At 59.8% G+C, this 17642-nt stretch carries 18 protein-coding genes and 1 pseudogene; 10 read left to right on the top strand and 9 right to left on the bottom strand.

The window, feature by feature from the left end; translation table 11 throughout:
- Nucleotides 1-45: 45 nt before the first annotated feature.
- Nucleotides 46-516, top strand: coding sequence for a DUF1289 domain-containing protein (locus ABH912_RS06745; protein WP_046048871.1), 471 nt, complete (start codon nucleotides 46-48; stop codon nucleotides 514-516).
- A 237-nt stretch (nucleotides 517-753) separates the two neighbouring features.
- Nucleotides 754-1715 (top strand): annotated as a pseudogene (locus ABH912_RS06740) (IS110 family transposase).
- A gap of 87 nt (nucleotides 1716-1802) precedes the next feature.
- On the opposite strand, the gene ABH912_RS06735 reads toward ABH912_RS06740, so the two are convergent.
- Nucleotides 1803-2666, bottom strand: coding sequence for a universal stress protein (locus ABH912_RS06735; protein WP_429510158.1), 864 nt, complete (start codon nucleotides 2664-2666; stop codon nucleotides 1803-1805).
- A 160-nt stretch (nucleotides 2667-2826) separates the two neighbouring features.
- Here ABH912_RS06735 and ABH912_RS06730 point away from each other — a divergent pair, with 160 nt between their 5' ends.
- From ABH912_RS06730 to ABH912_RS06720, 3 genes are all read left to right on the top strand, one after another.
- Nucleotides 2827-3435, top strand: a complete 609-nt coding sequence (locus ABH912_RS06730; RefSeq protein WP_046052842.1) for a tRNA-(ms[2]io[6]A)-hydroxylase — start codon at nucleotides 2827-2829, stop codon at nucleotides 3433-3435.
- A 244-nt stretch (nucleotides 3436-3679) separates the two neighbouring features.
- Nucleotides 3680-4387, top strand: coding sequence for a winged helix-turn-helix domain-containing protein (locus tag ABH912_RS06725; protein WP_429513061.1), 708 nt, complete (start codon nucleotides 3680-3682; stop codon nucleotides 4385-4387).
- On the top strand, nucleotides 4388-5674 hold the full coding sequence (locus ABH912_RS06720) for an ATP-binding protein (RefSeq protein WP_429510157.1): 1287 nt from the start codon (nucleotides 4388-4390) through the stop codon (nucleotides 5672-5674). It begins immediately after the preceding gene.
- A 68-nt stretch (nucleotides 5675-5742) separates the two neighbouring features.
- Here ABH912_RS06720 and ABH912_RS06715 read toward each other — a convergent pair whose 3' ends face one another.
- Together ABH912_RS06715 and ABH912_RS06710 are read right to left on the bottom strand one after the other, a co-directional pair.
- Entirely contained in the window at nucleotides 5743-6531 is a 789-nt protein-coding gene (locus tag ABH912_RS06715) for a MipA/OmpV family protein (protein ID WP_429510156.1), read from the bottom strand.
- A gap of 100 nt (nucleotides 6532-6631) precedes the next feature.
- Nucleotides 6632-7120, bottom strand: a complete 489-nt coding sequence (locus ABH912_RS06710) for a GFA family protein (RefSeq protein WP_429510155.1) — start codon at nucleotides 7118-7120, stop codon at nucleotides 6632-6634.
- Between the two features lie 148 nt (nucleotides 7121-7268).
- Here ABH912_RS06710 and ABH912_RS06705 point away from each other — a divergent pair, with 148 nt between their 5' ends.
- From ABH912_RS06705 to ABH912_RS06695, 3 genes are all read left to right on the top strand, one after another.
- Nucleotides 7269-8153 carry a LysR substrate-binding domain-containing protein gene (locus ABH912_RS06705; RefSeq protein ID WP_429510154.1) on the top strand — a complete coding sequence of 295 codons (885 nt, stop codon included), beginning with the start codon at nucleotides 7269-7271 and terminating at the stop codon, nucleotides 8151-8153.
- Nucleotides 8154-8253: 100 nt separating this feature from the next.
- A complete protein-coding gene (aguA, locus tag ABH912_RS06700; RefSeq protein ID WP_429510153.1) occupies nucleotides 8254-9378 on the top strand; it encodes an agmatine deiminase in 1125 nt (374 codons plus the stop codon).
- Between the two features lie 2 nt (nucleotides 9379-9380).
- Nucleotides 9381-10478 (top strand): extracellular solute-binding protein, encoded by a 1098-nt coding sequence (locus ABH912_RS06695; RefSeq protein WP_429510152.1) that lies wholly within the window; start codon nucleotides 9381-9383, stop codon nucleotides 10476-10478.
- Between the two features lie 161 nt (nucleotides 10479-10639).
- Here ABH912_RS06695 and ABH912_RS06690 read toward each other — a convergent pair whose 3' ends face one another.
- From ABH912_RS06690 to ABH912_RS06675, 4 genes are all read right to left on the bottom strand, one after another.
- A complete protein-coding gene (locus ABH912_RS06690; protein ID WP_429510151.1) occupies nucleotides 10640-11296 on the bottom strand; it encodes a DNA-3-methyladenine glycosylase family protein in 657 nt (218 codons plus the stop codon).
- A 4-nt stretch (nucleotides 11297-11300) separates the two neighbouring features.
- Nucleotides 11301-12113: an isocitrate lyase/PEP mutase family protein gene (locus ABH912_RS06685; RefSeq protein ID WP_429510150.1), complete on the bottom strand. Its 813-nt coding sequence runs from the start codon at nucleotides 12111-12113 to the stop codon at nucleotides 11301-11303.
- Nucleotides 12114-12155: 42 nt separating this feature from the next.
- Nucleotides 12156-13238 (bottom strand): bifunctional transcriptional activator/DNA repair enzyme AdaA, encoded by a 1083-nt coding sequence (locus ABH912_RS06680; RefSeq protein WP_429510149.1) that lies wholly within the window; start codon nucleotides 13236-13238, stop codon nucleotides 12156-12158.
- Nucleotides 13239-13310: 72 nt separating this feature from the next.
- On the bottom strand, nucleotides 13311-13931 hold the full coding sequence (locus ABH912_RS06675; protein ID WP_429510148.1) for a LysE family translocator: 621 nt from the start codon (nucleotides 13929-13931) through the stop codon (nucleotides 13311-13313).
- A 170-nt stretch (nucleotides 13932-14101) separates the two neighbouring features.
- Between ABH912_RS06675 and ABH912_RS06670 the strand changes: the two genes are divergently transcribed.
- Nucleotides 14102-14686: a LysE family translocator gene (locus ABH912_RS06670; RefSeq protein ID WP_429510147.1), complete on the top strand. Its 585-nt coding sequence runs from the start codon at nucleotides 14102-14104 to the stop codon at nucleotides 14684-14686.
- Here the strand turns inward: ABH912_RS06670 and ABH912_RS06665 are convergent.
- Nucleotides 14683-15516, bottom strand: coding sequence for a helix-turn-helix domain-containing protein (locus tag ABH912_RS06665; RefSeq protein WP_429510146.1), 834 nt, complete (start codon nucleotides 15514-15516; stop codon nucleotides 14683-14685). The two genes, ABH912_RS06670 and ABH912_RS06665, sit on opposite strands and share 4 nt — an antisense overlap.
- A 35-nt stretch (nucleotides 15517-15551) precedes the next feature.
- On the bottom strand, nucleotides 15552-16055 hold the full coding sequence (locus ABH912_RS06660; protein ID WP_033054588.1) for a VOC family protein: 504 nt from the start codon (nucleotides 16053-16055) through the stop codon (nucleotides 15552-15554).
- A 181-nt stretch (nucleotides 16056-16236) separates the two neighbouring features.
- Between ABH912_RS06660 and ABH912_RS06655 the strand changes: the two genes are divergently transcribed.
- Nucleotides 16237-17595, top strand: coding sequence for an XAC2610-related protein (locus ABH912_RS06655; protein WP_429510145.1), 1359 nt, complete (start codon nucleotides 16237-16239; stop codon nucleotides 17593-17595).
- Nucleotides 17596-17642: the final 47 nt, after the last annotated feature.

The raw sequence follows: 17642 nt of genomic DNA, 5'->3' as shown, positions 1-17642 counted from the left end.
GGCTAACATGCCGACCTGTTCTGCTTTCCCGTGCTTTCCCAACCTATGCCCAATCAGACCATCAAGACCCCCTGCGTCGGCCTCTGCTCCACTGTTTACGGTGACTTGGTGTGCCGTGGCTGCAAGCGTTTTCACCATGAAGTGATCAACTGGAATGGTTACAACGAGGAGGAAAAGCGCGCGGTGTGGCTGCGTCTTGAGTTGCTGCTGTCCCAGGTGATGGCCAGCAAGCTGGAGGTTTTCGATCCCCAGCGCCTGCGTCTGCAACTGGAACAGCGCAAAATCCGCTTTGTGCCGCATCAGTCGGAGTATTGCTGGGCGTATCAGTTGATTGCGCGGGGCGCGCGGGTCATCAACAACCTGGAAGCCTACGGGATGGTGCTGATGCCGGAGTTTCGCGACTGGAACCTGCCGGAACTGCGGGATGCCATTGATCGGGAGTTCTTTTTGCTCTCCGAGGCGCATTACCAGCGCTACATCGCACCGGGTTTCCTAAAAGACGCCTTCGGCGCCTAAAAGCATCGTCGGAACGCCGCCCGGAGCAAGCTCGCTTGTATGTTTAGACTTGAAGGGGTGGGCGTGACTAAAAGCTCGATTCCGACTCTAGCCAGTACGGACCGTGGGAGACTTCTCGTCCCGCCCTTTCTACCCAAAGCGCCGATAAGGAATTCATCGGTAAAACCGACGATAGAGGCAAGCCAGCGCAACGGTAGACCCCGACAAGCTCTTAAACCCTAGCTCCGAGGATTCGTCATGACAATCCTTACTTCGCAGACGGTTGTTGGCATCGATATCGCCAAGGCTGAAATAGTTGTCTATCGCTCCGACCTGCAATCCACTGACGCCATCAAGAACGATCGAACAGCCCTTAAACGCTGGCTTAAAACATTGCCCGCCCAAAGCGCTATCGCCGTTGAAGCCACCAACATCTACCACCTGGACACTGTCGAGCTGGCCCATGCGATGGGTCACCAGGTCTATGTCGTGGATGCTTATCGGGTAAGCAACTATCGCCGCGGCATCGGCCAGCGCGCCAAGAACGATCCCTGCGATGCCCGTCTGCTGGCGCGCTATTTGACGAACGAACAAGACGGACTACGGATCTGGAGCCCGCCACCCAAGGCCTACACCTCGCTGAAAAGCCTGCTCCACAGACGTGCAACGCTGATCCAGAACCATGCTGGCCTGATGCTGAGCTGGGCCAATGAACCCTTGTTGAAGAAAGTGCAGGCCGCCCAGCAAAAGGCCTTCAAGCAAGCGGATCAGGCCATTCAGAAACTGCTGCGCAAGGTCAGCAAAGAGGCGGGAATTGAAGAGAATATCGACCGCTGCAAAGCCATCGAAGGTGTTGGCGAACTGACTGCAACCGGGTTGGCGACGACCTTTATGCGCGGTGATTTTGCCAATAGTGATGCGTTCATCGCGTTTCTAGGGATGGACCTTACGGTCGATGACTCCGGGAAGAAGAACGGCCCCCGGCACCTGAGCAAAAAAGGGGATCCGGAAGTACGCCGGTTGGCTTACAACGCCGCAATGGCAGCCTGTCGCTCAGCTAAATGGAAACCGTTTTACGAGTCGTATTTGGCAAGAGGCTTCTCGAAAACCCAGGCATTGGTGGCCCTTGCCCGGAAACTCTGTCGGGTGGCATTTGCCCTGATGAAAAATCAGAGCGAATACCAGCCGGCCTGAAGTTGCAGGGTTGCCCTGCAACATAGAATCTCCCACATTGGATCTGTGGCATTCACAAATCCCCTGTGGGAGCGAGCTTGCTCGCGATGGCGATCTATCCGGCACCGCAAATCTCAATGCTGCGTCACGATCTCCTCCAGATGGTCCATGATCGCATCCGGCTTCAGCACCAGTACATCGCTCTCCACCGCATCCAGCACTACCTCCGCCGTATTCCCGATCAACGCCCCTGACAACCCGGACCGCGCCACGGTACCGATGACCGTCACCGCCGCCTGCAGCTTGTGGACCATGAACGGAATCAACACATCCGCCGGACCTTCCTCGATATGCAGGTGCTCGTCATCAATGTCGAACTCGGCCTGAAACGCCTTGCACTGTTCGCGATAGCGCGCCTCGATGGTTTCGCTGAGTTGCAACGTCGGGTCGGCCGCCGACAGCATCGGCGACGGATGGGCGCTGACCACGTGCAAATGGGCCTTGGCCAGGCTAGCGATGTCGTAACCGTGATCGACAATGCAAGAGTGCAAAGTGCGGTGTTCACCATCGGTACTACCGACATCGATCGCCGCCAGAATGACCCCGCCAGTCCAGGGTTTCGACGTTTTGACCAGCAGCACCGGCGTCGGGCAGTAACGCAGCAGTTTCCAGTCCGCCGGGGTCAGCAGGGCTTTTTTCAGCGAACTGTCGGGGTAATGCTGTTTGACCACCAGGCCGCAGCCTTCAGCCTGCTGCACATCGACGATGGTTTCGTGCAGGCTTTCGTTCCACGCCTGCTCGGTGGTGACGCTGTAGCCGTCCTCGATCAGCGCGGCCTTGAGTACGCCCAACATGCCGCTGTGGTCATGCTTGCGGTCGCAGACCAGCAGATGCAGATGAGCCTGGGTCACGCCAGCAATCAGCTTGGCCCGTTTGAGCGCCAGGCTTTCCGAGTGTTCAGGTTCGAGGACCACCAGAATGCTGCGAATGGCTTGCATGATCGGGATCTCCATGAAGTAAAAAATACTGCGTTGGACAACTATAGTTGCTGGTTGGCCTTTCGGGACTTGATGTATATCAACGGTCGCGACTGGTGGTCTGCCGGCAGGCCGGTATAATCGGCGCCCTTCGATTTTGAACCTCTTATCCGTGAGCCCCATGATCCTTCCCGAAATTCACGAGTTCCTCGGCTGCCGCACCCCCGATGGCTGGGTTCAAGCCGCGCTGGCCGATCAGGAAACCCTGCTGATCGATCACAAGAACTGCGAATTCAAGGCCGCCAGTACCGCGTTGAGCCTGATCGCCAAGTATCACTCCCACGTCGATCTGATCAACCTGATGTCGCGTCTGGCCCGGGAAGAACTGGTGCACCACGAACAGGTCATGCGCCTGATGAAAAAGCGCAAGATCGGGCTGCGTCAGCTGTCCGCCGGGCGCTACGCCTCGGGCCTGCGCAAGGTGGTGCGCAGCCACGAGCCGGTCAAATTGGTGGACACCCTGGTGGTCGGCGCGTTTATCGAAGCCCGCAGCTGCGAGCGTTTCGAAGCGCTGGTGCCGCATCTGGACGAAGAGCTGGGCAAGTTCTACTTCGGCTTGCTGAAAAGCGAGGCCCGGCATTTCCAGGGTTACCTGAAACTGGCCTACCAGTACGGAGACGCCAAGGACATCGCGCAAGTGATCGACAAGGTCCGCGCCGCCGAGCAGGAGCTGATCGAGTCACCGGACGTGGAGTTTCGTTTCCACAGCGGTGTCCCAGCAGTGGCGTGAAGATCAAAAGATCGCAGCCTCGTTTCACTCGACAGCTCCTACATTGGAATGCATTTCCTGTAGGAGCTGTCGAGTGAAACGAGGCTGCGATCTTTGCAGGTGAATTGTTAAAAACTCTTAAAAGAATGAAACATCTCCGAAAACCGGCCCCCGAGGCCGGTTTTTGCTGCCTGCGATAACCGTCCGGTCACCGATTGACGCCATAATGCCGGCCACTTCACGCAAGGGCTGGCAGACGGTCGTTATGGATAACCTGGGTTTTGGCAAAGTACTGCTGGTGGAAGACGACGAAAAGCTCGCCGGGCTGATCGCGCATTTCCTGTCGCAACATGGCTTTGAGGTTCGGCAGGTGCACCGCGGCGACCTCGCATTGGCCGCGTTCCTCGAATTCAAACCGAAAGTCGTCGTGCTCGACCTGATGCTACCGGGCCAGAGCGGCCTGCACGTGTGCCGCGAGATCCGCAGCGTGTCCGACACGCCGATCGTCATTCTTACCGCCAAGGAAGACGACCTTGATCACATCCTCGGCCTGGAGTCCGGCGCCGATGACTACGTGATCAAACCGATCAAACCGCCGGTTCTGCTGGCCCGGTTGCGCGCCTTGCAACGTCGCCAAACGCCGGACAGCGGCGTGTGCAGCGCTCTGGAGTTCGGCCATCTGAGCATCGACCGCAGCTGCCGGGAAGTGCGGCTGGCGGGTGAGGGTATCGAACTCACCACCATGGAGTTCGAACTGCTGTGGTTGTTGGCGAGCGCCGCCGGCAAGACGCTGTCCCGCGACGATATTCTCAACCGCATGCGCGGTATCGCGTTCGACGGTCTCAACCGCAGCGTTGACGTCTACATCAGCAAACTGCGGGGCAAGCTCAAGGACAACCCTCGGGAACCGGTGTGCATCAAGACCGTCTGGGGCAAGGGTTACCTGTTCAATCCGTTTGCTTGGGAGTTGTAGATGCTGCGTCTTTATTTCGGCCTGTTTATCGTCCTGGCGGTCGGCCTGGTGGGCTCGCTGGAGCTGGTTGACCGAACCTTTAACGCGTTACTCGACGGCAGTTTGAAAACCTACAACCGCGAAGCCGTTCGCGGGCAGGCCTACTCGCTGGTTGAACAATTGCGACCGCTCGACAGGCAAGGGCGCGAGCAGGAGATAACCGCGCTCCAACCGCATTACGGGCTGCAACTCAGCTTGGTGGATGCCGATCAACTGGCACTCAGCGACGCGGAAAAAACCGAACTGGACAACAACCTCCTGGTGTTGCGCAAGAGTTACACCCGGTTCATTTCGCGCATCGACGATGGCCAGCAATTGCTCAGCATCGAGATGCCGGCCGAAACCCAACTGAATACCCTCTACATCATCGCCGCCTATTCGATGCTCGGAGTCTTGTTGGGGATTGTGCTGTTCTGCTGGGTGCGGCCGCACTGGCGTGATCTGGAGAAGCTGCGTCTGGCGGCGGAGCGTTTTGGCGATAACGATTTATCGGCGCGTATTCAGCTCTCCAAGCGTTCGAACATTCGTGACCTCGCCGACCACTTCAACCAGATGGCCGCCCGCATCGAAGGCCTGATTGCCAATCAGCGCGAGCTGACCAACGCGGTGTCCCATGAATTGCGCACGCCGATTGCCCGGCTGTCGTTCGAGCTCGATCAACTCAAGCAGCAACCCGATCCGGCCCAAAACCGTGAACTGATTGCCGACATGTACGCCGACCTCGGCGAGCTGGAAGAGATGGTGTCCGAACTGCTCACCTATGCCAGCCTCGAGCGCGGCGCCACGGTGATCACTCGGGAAAACATTCAGGCCAGCAGTTGGCTCGACAGCGTGGTCGGCAGCGTCGCGCTGGAAGCTGAAGCCGCCGGCGTGCAATTGCTGATTGTCGAGTGTCAGGTCGATGAGGTTCGCATCGAGCCGCGTTTCATGGCCCGGGCGGTGATCAACCTGCTGCGCAATGCCATCCGTTATGCCGATGAGCGGGTGGAAGTGTCGTTGGTGCGCACCGGTGATCACTACGAAGTGCGGGTCAACGACGACGGGCCCGGCGTGCCGGTGGACGGGCGGGAGAAAATCTTCGAGCCGTTCTCGCGCCTGGACGCCAGCCGCGACCGCCGCACTGGCGGCTTCGGCCTGGGCCTGGCGCTGGTCCGGCGGGTGTCGCAATCCCATGGCGGACAAGTGGAAGTTATGGACTCGCCGTGGGGCGGGGCGTCATTTCGCATGACCTGGGCGCATCAGGATTAAGTTTGTATTGTTCTTACTGGCCCCTTCGCGAGCTTGCTCGCGATAGGGCCATCTGCAACACCGCATGGTCAGAAGTTGTAAACAACCTTGCTGGCCAATGATGTCTGCATCCGCCGCTCAACAATCGGGCTATCCGCCGCATCGTTGGCCAGATATTGCACGGCCAGCACCGTCGAAACACTCCACTGATCATTGACGGGCACTGTCCAGGTCAAATCCGCCCCACGACTCACCAGCCCGCCATGTGTGTCATAAGCCCTGAACCGACTGCGCGAAGCTTGGACATCGCTGACGCCGTACCAGGTGCGCACGTAATTGCTGTCACCAAACAGACTGTTGAGGCTGCCTGCGACCTTGCCATAGTCACCCTCATAAAGCGGCGTGCTGATGCTCAGTTTCAACCGGTTCCACGCCGAGCCGGTGTCATGATCCTCATCGTCTTTTTCCAGCGCATGTTCAAAGCTCGCGCCGAGAATAATCGGCCCCATGTGGTAAGTCCCGTCGAGCCCCAGCGCCGGGCGCGACTTGATCGAGCCCATGCCGTTCAGCTCATCCGAACCTTTGAACCCGGTCTTGCGATCCTTGCGCACATCACTGGCGCCGATGTACACGCCAAGGCCGAAGTCGTCCTCGTCAAACGCCCAGCCCAGACCCTTTTCAGTGTCCAGAAAGAATCCGTAAGGGCTGACGATTTCACCGCCCAGCAGCGGCGCTACCACGCGTTCGTCACTGCCGCTGTAACGGGGCACGCTGGCTGCACCGGCCCGTAAGGTGTAGCGCCAGTCTTCAGCACGCAAAGTGTCAGAGGGAAGGAGCAGGCAAAGCGAAGTCAACGACAGAGATAGCGAGCGAAACATGGGAGCACCCGTGGGAGTTTGGATGCGCCCATGCTAGGCAGCTGCCGGCCAGCAATCTTTGACAGCTTTGTCGGGAAACTGTCAAAGACTGTGAACCGGCTTAGCGGCTTAAACCCAAGCGCTCATGCCACTCGGCGATGGATTCTTCGGGATAGACGTCGAACTGCTGATCCCCGGGATGCGCCTCGACTTCCACCCACGGCGCCTTGGAACCGAGCATCAAGTGCGTGTGCTCCGGTGGCACCGGCAGCGGGGTGTCGATGGCAGAGGCAAACGGGTGAATCAGCTCCGGCCATTCCGGGCTGAACAGCCACAAGCCTGAACCACACAGAGAACAGAAATGCCGCTCGGCGGTGCTGCTGTGGGCGCGTTTATCGCCTTCGCCCTTGAGTCGTGCGTGATAAATCGCGATGTGCTTGCGACCGCGCACCTTCAGGCTGCCGGCATCGCCGCCCAGATTGATCGCATAACCGCCACCGCCCTGGGTCTTGCGGCAGATTGAGCAATAGCAGCGCTGATAGGGGTAGGGGTGGGCGCTGTCCAAATTGAACGACACTGCGCCGCAATGGCAGGAGCCTTCGAGCTGCATGGGAACCTCCGACGGGTCTGGAACTTACCCAAGACAGCCTAGACCTTCAGCGACCCTCGACTTGCTCGCGAAGAACGATAACGCAGTCCCACTGGACGCCCACCCATGACCGGGGCAGCATGGGCGCCTTCCTGTTGGAGCCTTTGCCATGCGACGACTGCCTTCTCTGGCAGCACTCAGAACCTTCGAATGCGCCGCCCGTCACGCCCATTTCGGCCGGGCGGCGTCGGAGTTGTGCGTCACCGACAGCGCGGTCAGCCATCAGATTCGCCAGCTCGAAGAGCAATTGGGCGTGACGCTGTTCATCCGTGAAGGCCGGCAGATTCGCCCGACGATGGCTGCCGGGCGCCTGATGCAAAGCTTGCAGCAGGCCTTCGAACTGATCGGCGATGCCTGCGATGAGTTGCGTGACCCGTCATCACTGGCGGTGTTGCGCCTGGCGGTGACTGCCGAGCTGGCACAAAAGTGGTTGATGAGTCGCCTGACGGATTTCTACGCGCGCTATCCGCACATCACCTTGCACCTCTACGAACAACCGATCGACGCCACGGCGCCGGGCGAAGACATCGACCTGGCGATCACTTACGGCACCGGCCCGGTGGACAGCAGCGCCTACTTCGTCCGGCCCTTGCCGGCGTTGCAGTTCTTCCCGGTGTGCAGCCCCGGTCTGTTCAACCAAGGCACCTTGAAAACCCCGAAGGATCTGGCACGCCACTGTCTGCTGCACGACGATCAGGACGGCAAGACCTGGACCGCCTGGCTCACCAGCCATGCCGGCGATCAGCGCCCCGAACGGCAACTGTATTTCGCCCACGCCGGTTTGGCGCTGGAAGCGGCGGCTCAAGGCCAGGGTGTGGCCATGGGCGATAACTTGACCGCTCAGGAGGATTTGCTCAGCGGTCGTCTGGTCCGGCCGTTCACCTCCAGCATGACGGCACTCGGCCAATATGCGTTGGTGTGTGAGCGCGTGCGGTTGGAGCGCCCGGCAGTGGCGCAGATGCTGGAATGGTTCAACGATCAGCTGATCGATTGATGAGTTGAATTCAAGTATTCCGAAATAATCATCGTTGGCGAGGAGGGCGCCGGCGACCGTAGCCTGTGGTCATTCCAATCCCCGCTGATGAGGTTTGACCATGGCACGTTTGCTCGACTCCACCCCAAAACTCGATGGCTTTCGCCTGCCCGGCGAGTTCGAAACCAAGTCCGGTTGCTGGCTCGGCTGGCCGGAGCGCACCGACGTCTGGCGCAATGGCGCCAAGCCTGCGCAGAAAGTCTGGGTGCAGATCGTCACTGCCATCTCCCGCAGCGAACCGGTCACCGTGTGCGCCTCCGCTGCGCAGTTCGCCACCGCTCGCCGCCAATTGCCGCCTCAAGTGCGGGTGGTGGAAATGACCTGCAACGACACCTGGTTCCGCGACAGTGGCCCCTGCTTTGTGGTCAATGACGACAGCGGTGAGGTGCGCGGCGTGGACTTCGAGTTCAACGCTTATGGCGGCCTCGACGGTGGCCTCTATTACCCGTGGGACAAGGACGACCAAATCGCCAGCAAAATCCTCGAAATCGAACGCTTCGACCGCTACCGCGCGCCGCTGATTGCTGAACTGGGTGGTATCCAGAGCGACGGCCAGGGCAGCATTCTCACCACCGAGCAATGCCTGCTCAACCGCAATCGCAACCAGCATTTGGGCAAGGAAGAAGTCACCCGGCGATTGACCGATTACCTCGGTGCCGAGCAAATCATCTGGCTGCCACGTGGCTGCAAGTTCGACGAAACCGACGGCCATGTCGACGATCTCGCCTGCTTTGTGCGTCCCGGTGAAGTGGTGCTGCAATGGACCGACAATCGCGATGATCCGCAATGGGAAATCTACCAGGAGGCCTACGACATTCTGCGCAGCACCCGCGACAGCCGTGGTCGCGAGCTGAAAGTGCACAAGCTGCCGCAACCGGACGTGCTGGAATGGACCGCTGAAGAAGCCGAAGGTCTGGATCAGCAAGACAGCACGCACACCCGTCAGGCCGGGACCAAAATCTGTGCCTCGTATATCAATTATTACGCCGGTAACACTTCAATCGTGGTGCCGCTGTTTGGCGATCGCAACGATCAGGCCGCACAGGCGACCCTCGCCGAACTGTTCCCGCAACACACAATCGTCGGTATCGAAAACTCCCGGGAAATCCTCCTCGGCGGCGGCAATGTCGCCTGCATCACCATGCCGCAGTACGCAGGCAGTGCCTGCAACAAAAAGGGAGTTTGAAAATGGGCCTGCACAAACTGACTCAAGCATTACTGCTGGTGCTCGCGCCCCTGTGTGTGCAGGCCGCCGACACCGCTAAACCGGTGGTCAATCTGTACATCTGGGGCGAGTACCTGGCCCCGGACACCCTGACCAATTTCGAGAAGAAAACCGGCATCCACGTGGTGGCCGACCACTTCGACTCCCTGGAAACCGTAGAGACCAAACTGCTCACCGGCCGCAGCGGCTATGACCTGGTGCTGACCGCCGGCCAGCATTTGTCCCGGGCGATCCAGAGTGGTGCGATTCAAACCCTGAACCCGCAACAGCTGCCGCATTTTGCCGGCGTGGGTGACGAGTTCCGCCAGCACATGGCGGTGTTCGATCCGGGCAACCGGTACGCCGGGATCTACGCCTGGGGCACCACTGGCGTCGGCTATCAGGAACAGGCGATCAAGCAGCGCTTGCCCGATGCGCCACGGGACAGCTGGGCGATGCTGTTCGACCCGGCGGTGGTGTCGAAATTTGCCGATTGCGGGGTCAGTTTGCTCAACGATCCCAACGAGGTTTTCGCCGCGGTCATGAAGTACATGGGCCTGGACATCAACCGTCAGGACCTCGATGACCTGAAGCGGGCCGAGCAGCAACTGGCGAAGATCCGGCCCTACATCCGCTACTTCGACAATGACCTGAACATCAGCGACCTGGCCAATGGCAACACCTGCGTCGCCATGTCGTGGAACGGCAACGTGGCCATCGCTGCCGGACAGGCCGAGGCGGCGAAAAAGCCGTTCAAGCTGAGTTATCGGATACCGAAGGAGGGCACGTTGATCTGGTTCGACGCGATGGTCATTCCCAAGGATGCGCCTCATCCACAGGCGGGGCTGGCGTTGATGGATTATCTGATGACGCCGGAGGTGATTGCGCCGATCACGGATACCATCCACTACGCCAATGCGATTACGGCGGCGGACGGCTTGATTGATCCGGCGATTCGCAATGATCCAGGGACGTACCCGTCGGCTGAGGTGAGGGCTTCGTTGTATAGCAAGAATGACAATGGCAAGGCGTTTAACCGGGCTTTGATTCGGGCGTTCAGTCGGTTGAAGTCGGGGCTTTGAAATCGCCCCCTCACCCCAACCCTCCCGAAACGTCGGACCGCCCCAAGGGGGCGAGGGGACTGATCAAGGTGTAAGAAGATATTCATCGACCTGAAAAACCGAGTCGATTATGGATTCAACAAAATACTTTCAGGTCGATGTAAACCTCAAGATCCTCACGGTCAGCCCCCTCTACCCCTTGGGGAGAGGGTTGGGGTGAGGGGTGGTTTCGGCACTCGCCACAAATACCACGCCGCCACCGTCCGAAACGGACTCCACCCCAGCCCGATCTCAATCATCTGCTTGCGATTGGGCTGCACCTCCAGCCCCTTCATCCGCCGATACCCCTCACGCACGCCAAAGTCATCGGCCGGCAAGATATCCGGCCGTTCCAGGCTGTAGATCAGCAACATCTCAACCGTCCAGCGCCCAACCCCACGCAGGGTGATCAAACGTTCGATCAGCGCTTCATCTTCCATGGCCAGTGCCTCAGCGTAATCCGGCACCACACCGTCCAGCGCCGCTTGGGCAATGCCCTGAATGGTCGCGATCTTGCTGGCGGAAAACCCGCAACTGCGCAGTTGATCGAACTCAGTCGCGACAATCTGTTCAGGCCTCGGGAACGCGCCCGTCCCAAACAACGCCAGCAACCGACCGACAATCGCATCCCCGGCCTTTGCATGCAGTTGCTGGTAGGCAATCGCCCGCACCAGCGACTCATAAGGATCGCGAGCCGCATGGGGCTGATGCAGACAAGGGCCGATGGCGGCGATGTGGCGGCGCCAGTCCTCATCAATGGACGATAGAAACTCGGTGGCGGGCAGATAGGCGTCGGGCATGGGGTCAAGCTTTCCCGGACGGTGCCAACAGGGCGTTCACTTCGCCATAGGTGAAGGCCTTCAGCTCACGGCTGTCGAGTGTCCCTGTTTCCAGAAAGCTCTTGGCCAGTGCGCTCATGGCGCCATAAAGAAACTCGGCGATGCGTGAACCCGCGCTCAAACGGCGTACGCCGAGCGCTTTCAGCTCTTCAGGCGACGGCAGGCCCGGCAGGCCGAGAACGTTGACTGGCAGCGTGGTGCCTTGGCAGAGCGCAGCGATCTCGTATTCGGCGGTGACCCCGGCAGCAAACAACCCATCGGCACCGGCCGCCTGATACAACGCGGCGCGCTTGAGCGTCTCGGCCACGCGATCTTCGGCGGGCACCAGGCTCTTGAGGTACACATCAGTGCGGGCATTGATGAACAGTTTCACATTTCGGCGACTGGCAACCTGCCGAGCGATTTCGATCTTGCGCACCAGCAGCTCGGGCGGGGACGCACCGTCCTCGATATTGATCCCGACGGCCCCGGCGGCAATCACCGCATCGATGAGGTCGGCCACCCGCGTCAGGTCATCGGAGTAGCCGGCCTCGATGTCCACGGTCAACGGCACCGAGATCACCCGGGCGATGGACTCGACCGTTGAAATCAGGCGCTCAAGGGGCAGGGCATTGCCATCCGGATAACCGTGAGCCCAGGCCACCGCCGCGCTGCTGGTGGCAACGGCTTTGCTGCCCAGTTGCTCCACGATTCGCGCCCCGGCGGCATCGCCGACGTTGGTGAGAATCAGCAGGCCATCCTGGTGCAACTGGTGAAATTGATTGTCGAGCGTGTCCATCGAATGCCCTTCCTTATGACTTTTTGAGAAACCTGCAAGTAATCAGAATGCGAGTTGTTGCGTGATCTGCACCGCCGCTTTTTCCAGCCTGAGCAAGAATGCCTTGCGCGGTTGTCCACCACCATAGCCGGTCAGCGAGCCGTCGGCGCCGATCACCCGGTGACAGGGCACGACAATCGAGAGACGGTTATGCCCGTTGGCCAGGCCCACGGCGCGACTGGCGCCGGGTTTGCCTAATAGCGCCGCGATGGCGCCGTAGGTGCTGGTCTGGCCGTACGGGATCTTCGCCAGTTCGGCCCAGACCTGTTGGGCGAAATCGCTGCCAGGCAAGTGTAGTGGAACGTTGAAGTCAGTGAGTTTGCCGGCGAAATACTGCGTCAGTTCGGCTTCAATCTGCTGCAAATGCGCGTTATGTCCCGGTGCGACCGCATAGCCGTATCGATTCTGCAGTTCTTCAACTTCCTTGGTCAGCGCTGGCCGATCAAGAAACTCCAGCAGCACCAAGCCACGGCGTTCGGCCATGGCGATCATTGGCCCCAGCGGTGTGGTCAGGCGAGTGAACAGCAGCGGCTCGCTGTTGGCGGCGCGACCCGGTGTGATATTGAAGGACTTTTGAAACGCATCGCGAAACCCGCTCAAGGACTCGTAGCCCGAATCGAACGCCGCGTTGTCGATGGAATCGCCCTGTTTAATCCCGCCCAACGCCATGCCGAGGCGTCGGGTGCGCAGCCAGGTGTGAAAGGTCATACCGAAATGCTGCTTGAACCAGCGGCGCAGTTTCAGCGGCTCGATGCCCTCGGCCAGCAACTGGGCGTCGGTCCAGCGCTGGTCGGGGTCGGCGTCTACGGATTTGAGCAGCCGCTGCACCCAGTCCGGGGCAATGGCCGCCGCGTCCAGCGGCTTGCAGCGCAAACAGGCGCGATAGCCCGCCGACATGCACTCATCGGCATGGGCGAAAAACTCGACGTTCTCCGGTTTCGGTTTGCGCGCTGTGCAACTGGGGCGACAGAAGATGCCGGTGGTTTTGACCGCGGTAAAGAACACCCCCTCGTAGGCGGTGTCTCGTTCGAGCATGGCGCGAACCATCTCGGCGTGGGGCGGAAGCAAAGCGTTTTGTAGGTTCATGAGGTGAGCATAAGACGCGTCGCCCAACGCCTCCACCGGAAAATCGACAGGGAATTCCAGCGATCCCGCCAATCAGGCCCGCCGCGCCATCAGCAACACCGAAGCCGCCGCCGACAACAATCCCGCGCAGCAACGATTGAATAGCCGCTTGCCCCGGGGTTCGGCGAACCAGCGGCGCATGTGCAGGCCCATGTAGGCGTAGGCGCCGATGGCGATCCATTCCAGGACCAGGAACAACGCGCCCAACACGGCGAATTGCGGCGATACGGCATGGGTCGAGTCAACGAACTGGGGCAGGAACGCGGTGAAGATCAGGATCGCCTTCGGATTGCCGGCCGCCACCAGGAACTCCTGCCGCGCCAACGCCAACATTCCCACCGGCGCGCCCGCCACCACGTTTTCCGCCCCGGGATCGGCGCGCCACAATTGCCAGGCGAGGTAGAGCAGATACGCCGCCCCCAGAATCTTGATCCCGTAGAACAACAATTCCGACGTTTGCAGCACCACCGCCAGCCCCGCCGACGCAAGAGCGATCATGCCGGCGAACGCGAGCAGCCGGCCGATGCCGGCGACACAGGCGATGCGATAGCCATAGCGGGTCGAGTTGCTGACCGACAACAGGTTGTTCGGCCCGGGCGCCATGTTCAGGGCGAAGCAGGCCGGTAGAAACAGGGTGAGGGTGGCGAGGTCCATGACGGGGCTCCAAAAGCAGGAACGGTATTTTTATCACAGGCGTGGGGTGGCTTGACCCATACAGTGGTGGACGTCGGGCGCGGTACAGCTGAGGGGTGTTTTGTTCAATACAGCCATCCGGTCGCTCTTTACCTTGAGGCCTCGTTCAACTGAATTGAAGAAGGTCTGTGATGAGTCTGATTATCTCGATGGCGGCGTTTGCCTTGGTGGCCTCGATAACCCCAGGGCCGGTGAACATCGTGGCGTTGAGTTCCGGCGCGCAGTTTGGTTTTCGCGCCAGTCAACGGCATGTAGCCGGGGCAACGTTGGGTTTCGTCCTGTTGTTGGTGTTGATGGGATTAGGGCTGCATGAGGTGTTGCAGCGATGGCCAGCGCTGACGCAGGTGGTGCAATGGGCAGGTGTGGCGTTCCTGTTGTACATGGCCTTCAAGTTGGCCGCCGACAATGGGCATCTGGATGCGAAGGAGTCAGGCCGTGCGCCGTCGATGTTGTACGGCGCGGTCATGCAGTGGCTCAACCCGAAAGCCTGGCTGGCCTGTGTGGCGGGCATGGGCGCGTTTGTGGCGGATGGCGAGGCGCGGCTGGTCTGGCAGTTTGCGGCGGTGTATCTGGTGATTTGCTACCTGTCCGTCGGTTGCTGGGCTTATGCCGGGACGTTTCTACGTGGCTATCTGAGTAACCCGGCGGGCATGCGCCTGCTCAACCGGAGCATGGCGTTGCTGCTGGCGGCGAGCGCGGTGTACCTGTTGTTTTAGCCGCGGTACTGCCCCGGTGTCGCCGCCAGATGTTGTTTGAACGCTCGCTGAAAATGCGCCTGATCAGCGAACCCGGCTTCGAGCGCCACATCGGCGATCAGCTTGCCGCTGCGCAGCTGATCACGGGCGAACTGGATGCGCCGGTTGACCAGAAAGGCGTGGGGCGTCATGCCGTAATGCTGCTTGAACGCACGGATCAAGTAGGACGGCGATAGCTGGGCCGCCTGGCAAATGTCTTCGAGCTTGAGCAGGTGCGTGCAGTTGTCGCGGATGTAATCGGCCGCCCGTTCCAGTTTGAAATTGGGCTCGCGCAGCGGTTGATCGATCGGATTGAGCCGCTGCTGCACGTCGGTGAAAAACTCCACGGCCGCACTTTGCTTGCGCAACACGTCTTGTTGCGCATCGACCAGCACGTCGTACAAACCCTTCAGACCGGCAAACAGCTCGCTGTCGTGAGTGTGGGTGATGGAAAACCGGCGAAACGCCAGGTCCTGGCTGAAACCGAGCTGGTGCTGCAAATCGGTCAGCCAGGGTGTCTCGACGTACAGCATCAGGTACGACCACGGTTGGTCATCGATGGGATTGCAGGCGTGGACATCACCGGGATTCATCAGCACCACGGTGCCGGCACTGACCTGGAATTCCGATTGCTCGTGGAGGTAGGTACTGCGCCCGGCCGTGATCGCACCGATGGAGAAGTGCTCGTGGGAATGCCGGGTGTAGCAGACCTCGCGGCCGTCGGCGATGGAACGGGCTTCGATGAAGGGCAGGGCGTCGTCGCGCCAGAAGCGCGGGGCTTTGTCAGCGTCTTTGGCAACGGCGGGCTTCATGGTCAGCGTCCTCGGCAGGTCAGCGTCGAAGTGTATTAGCTCTCACCGTCAAAGGCTCGTTGCAGTGCAGCGATATCGAGTTTTTTCATCTGCAACATTGCCGTCATGGCGCGTTGTGATTTCGCCGTGTCAGGGTCTTTCATCATGTCCATCAGGGCCACCGGTACGATCTGCCAGGACACGCCGAATTTGTCCTTGAGCCAGCCGCATTGCTGGGCCTCGGCGGGTCCGCCCGCGGACAGGCGCCCCCAGAAGTGGTCGACTTCTTCCTGAGTATCGCAATTGACCTGAAATGAAACTGCTTCATTGAACGTGAAAACGGGACCACCGTTGAGGCCGGTAAAACTCTGACCGTCCAGTTCGAAACTGACCGTCATCACCGAACCTTCGGGCCTACCGTGGATCTCCTGACCGGCCTTGCCGTAGTAGGTAGTGGCGGTGATTTTCGAATGATCGAAGATTGCACAGTAGAACTTCGCGGCCTCCTCGGCGTGATCGTCGAACCACAGGCAGGGCGTGAGTTTTTGAACACGGTGCATGGCGTCGCTCCTCTACGGATTACTCAGGCTGGACTTTCAGCGTAGTCAGCCTCGGGTCGTCTGGCCGTACCGTAGATCGACAAGTTGAAAGAGTTTCCTTTGGCGACGGAATCAACAATGTCGGCATGACCCGATAACCGCTAGACTGCGGACCTGGTTTGCCGCAAGGACGCACTGCATTATGGTTATTCCTCGTTTGTTGGCTGTCTCCTGTCTGCTGGCCGCCGCTGCGGTGAGCGCCGAACCGCACACGTATCACCTCACGGACCCCGCGAAGAAATACGTGATTGACGTGCTGTTTGCCCAGCCGCCCAGCCAGACTTTCGACGGCGCTCCCGCGCTGATTACGTTGCGCAAAAGAGCCGGCGGGCAGGTGCTGCAGCGCATCCAGTCAGCCGAAGCGTTCGCCCTGTTCAAGCCTGGCCACAAAGCTTCGGAATTCGACCGCAACCTGGCGTATGCCGATCAGAGTCTGCTGTTGTTCCGCGATTTCAATTTCGACGGGCAACAAGATCTTGCCGTACGTAATGGCAATGACGCGGGCTATGGCGGTCCTTCCTACGACATCTATCTGTTCGATCCCGAGCGCCCGACGCTCGTGTTGAGCAAGCCTTTTTCCGCGCTGACCCGTGACGCAAATCTGGGCATGTTCGAGATCGACCCGGTCACCAAAAGCCTGCACACCCAGTCCAAAAGCGGTTGCTGTTGGCGCCAGAGCGCAACCTGGAAAATACAGGACAACCGGCCTGTGAAGGTGGCCGAGAAAATAGAGGTGGTGCAAAAGCCGTCGCAAGCCAACCCGTTCATGCCATATGGCTATGTGGACGTTACCGATCGTGAGCTGAGGTCTGGCCAGTGGACGGAGCATCGTCGCCTCGAGGGGCCCTTCGGTGAAGCGCCCGTCATGTTGCGCGGCACCCTGGATAACAAGATCCCCGTTGAGCTGTGGTGGCAACTTCAGGGGGGGGTCTATGTTGGCGAAGTTCGCTACAGCAAGACCGGCAGCGGTAAACCGATCCGGCTGGTGGGCAATACCTACGAGGATGGCGGTATTGTTCTGCGTGAACTGGACGACGATGGTCAGATGATCGGCAACTGGTTTGTCGAAGGCACGCCGAACGAGCAGGGCCGCCAGACCGGCACGTGGATCAACGGCTCTCGTCAATTAAGCATCGATGTGCGGCCGACCGCGTTCAAGGTCGCCGCGCAAAAGCTTGAGCGGGTAGCAGACAGTCAGCGAGAAGGGCGCTACCTCGTGAACAATGTCCAGGATCGGCGTGTCGGCGAGTTGACCCTCAAAGTATTGCCGGGGATCGACAACGGCCCCGAGATGGCGGACATCAACCTGAGCATTTTTCAGCTCAAGGATCCACCCGTTGAGGTCCATCATCAGTACCCATTGCTCGCCGGCAACCTCGTCATCGCAAAGGACCCGAAGGGCGATCCGCTGTTTCGCCTGCAGTTGCTCAACGGTGCCGCTGAAGTGACCGGTTTTGGTGAGTATCAGAAGTACAGCGCGGCTTACGTGAAACAACCCTGATTAGGGTGATGCGTCTTCTGGCGCAGCATCGGCTGGGTAAAAATCGG

Origin of the sequence: Pseudomonas sp. BT76 TE3572 (assembly GCF_050435365.1) — a bacterium.
Taxonomy (GTDB): domain Bacteria; phylum Pseudomonadota; class Gammaproteobacteria; order Pseudomonadales; family Pseudomonadaceae; genus Aquipseudomonas; species Aquipseudomonas fluorescens_W.
Note: the sequence above shows the minus strand (reverse complement) of the source record. Positions and strands in the feature narration are given on the sequence as shown.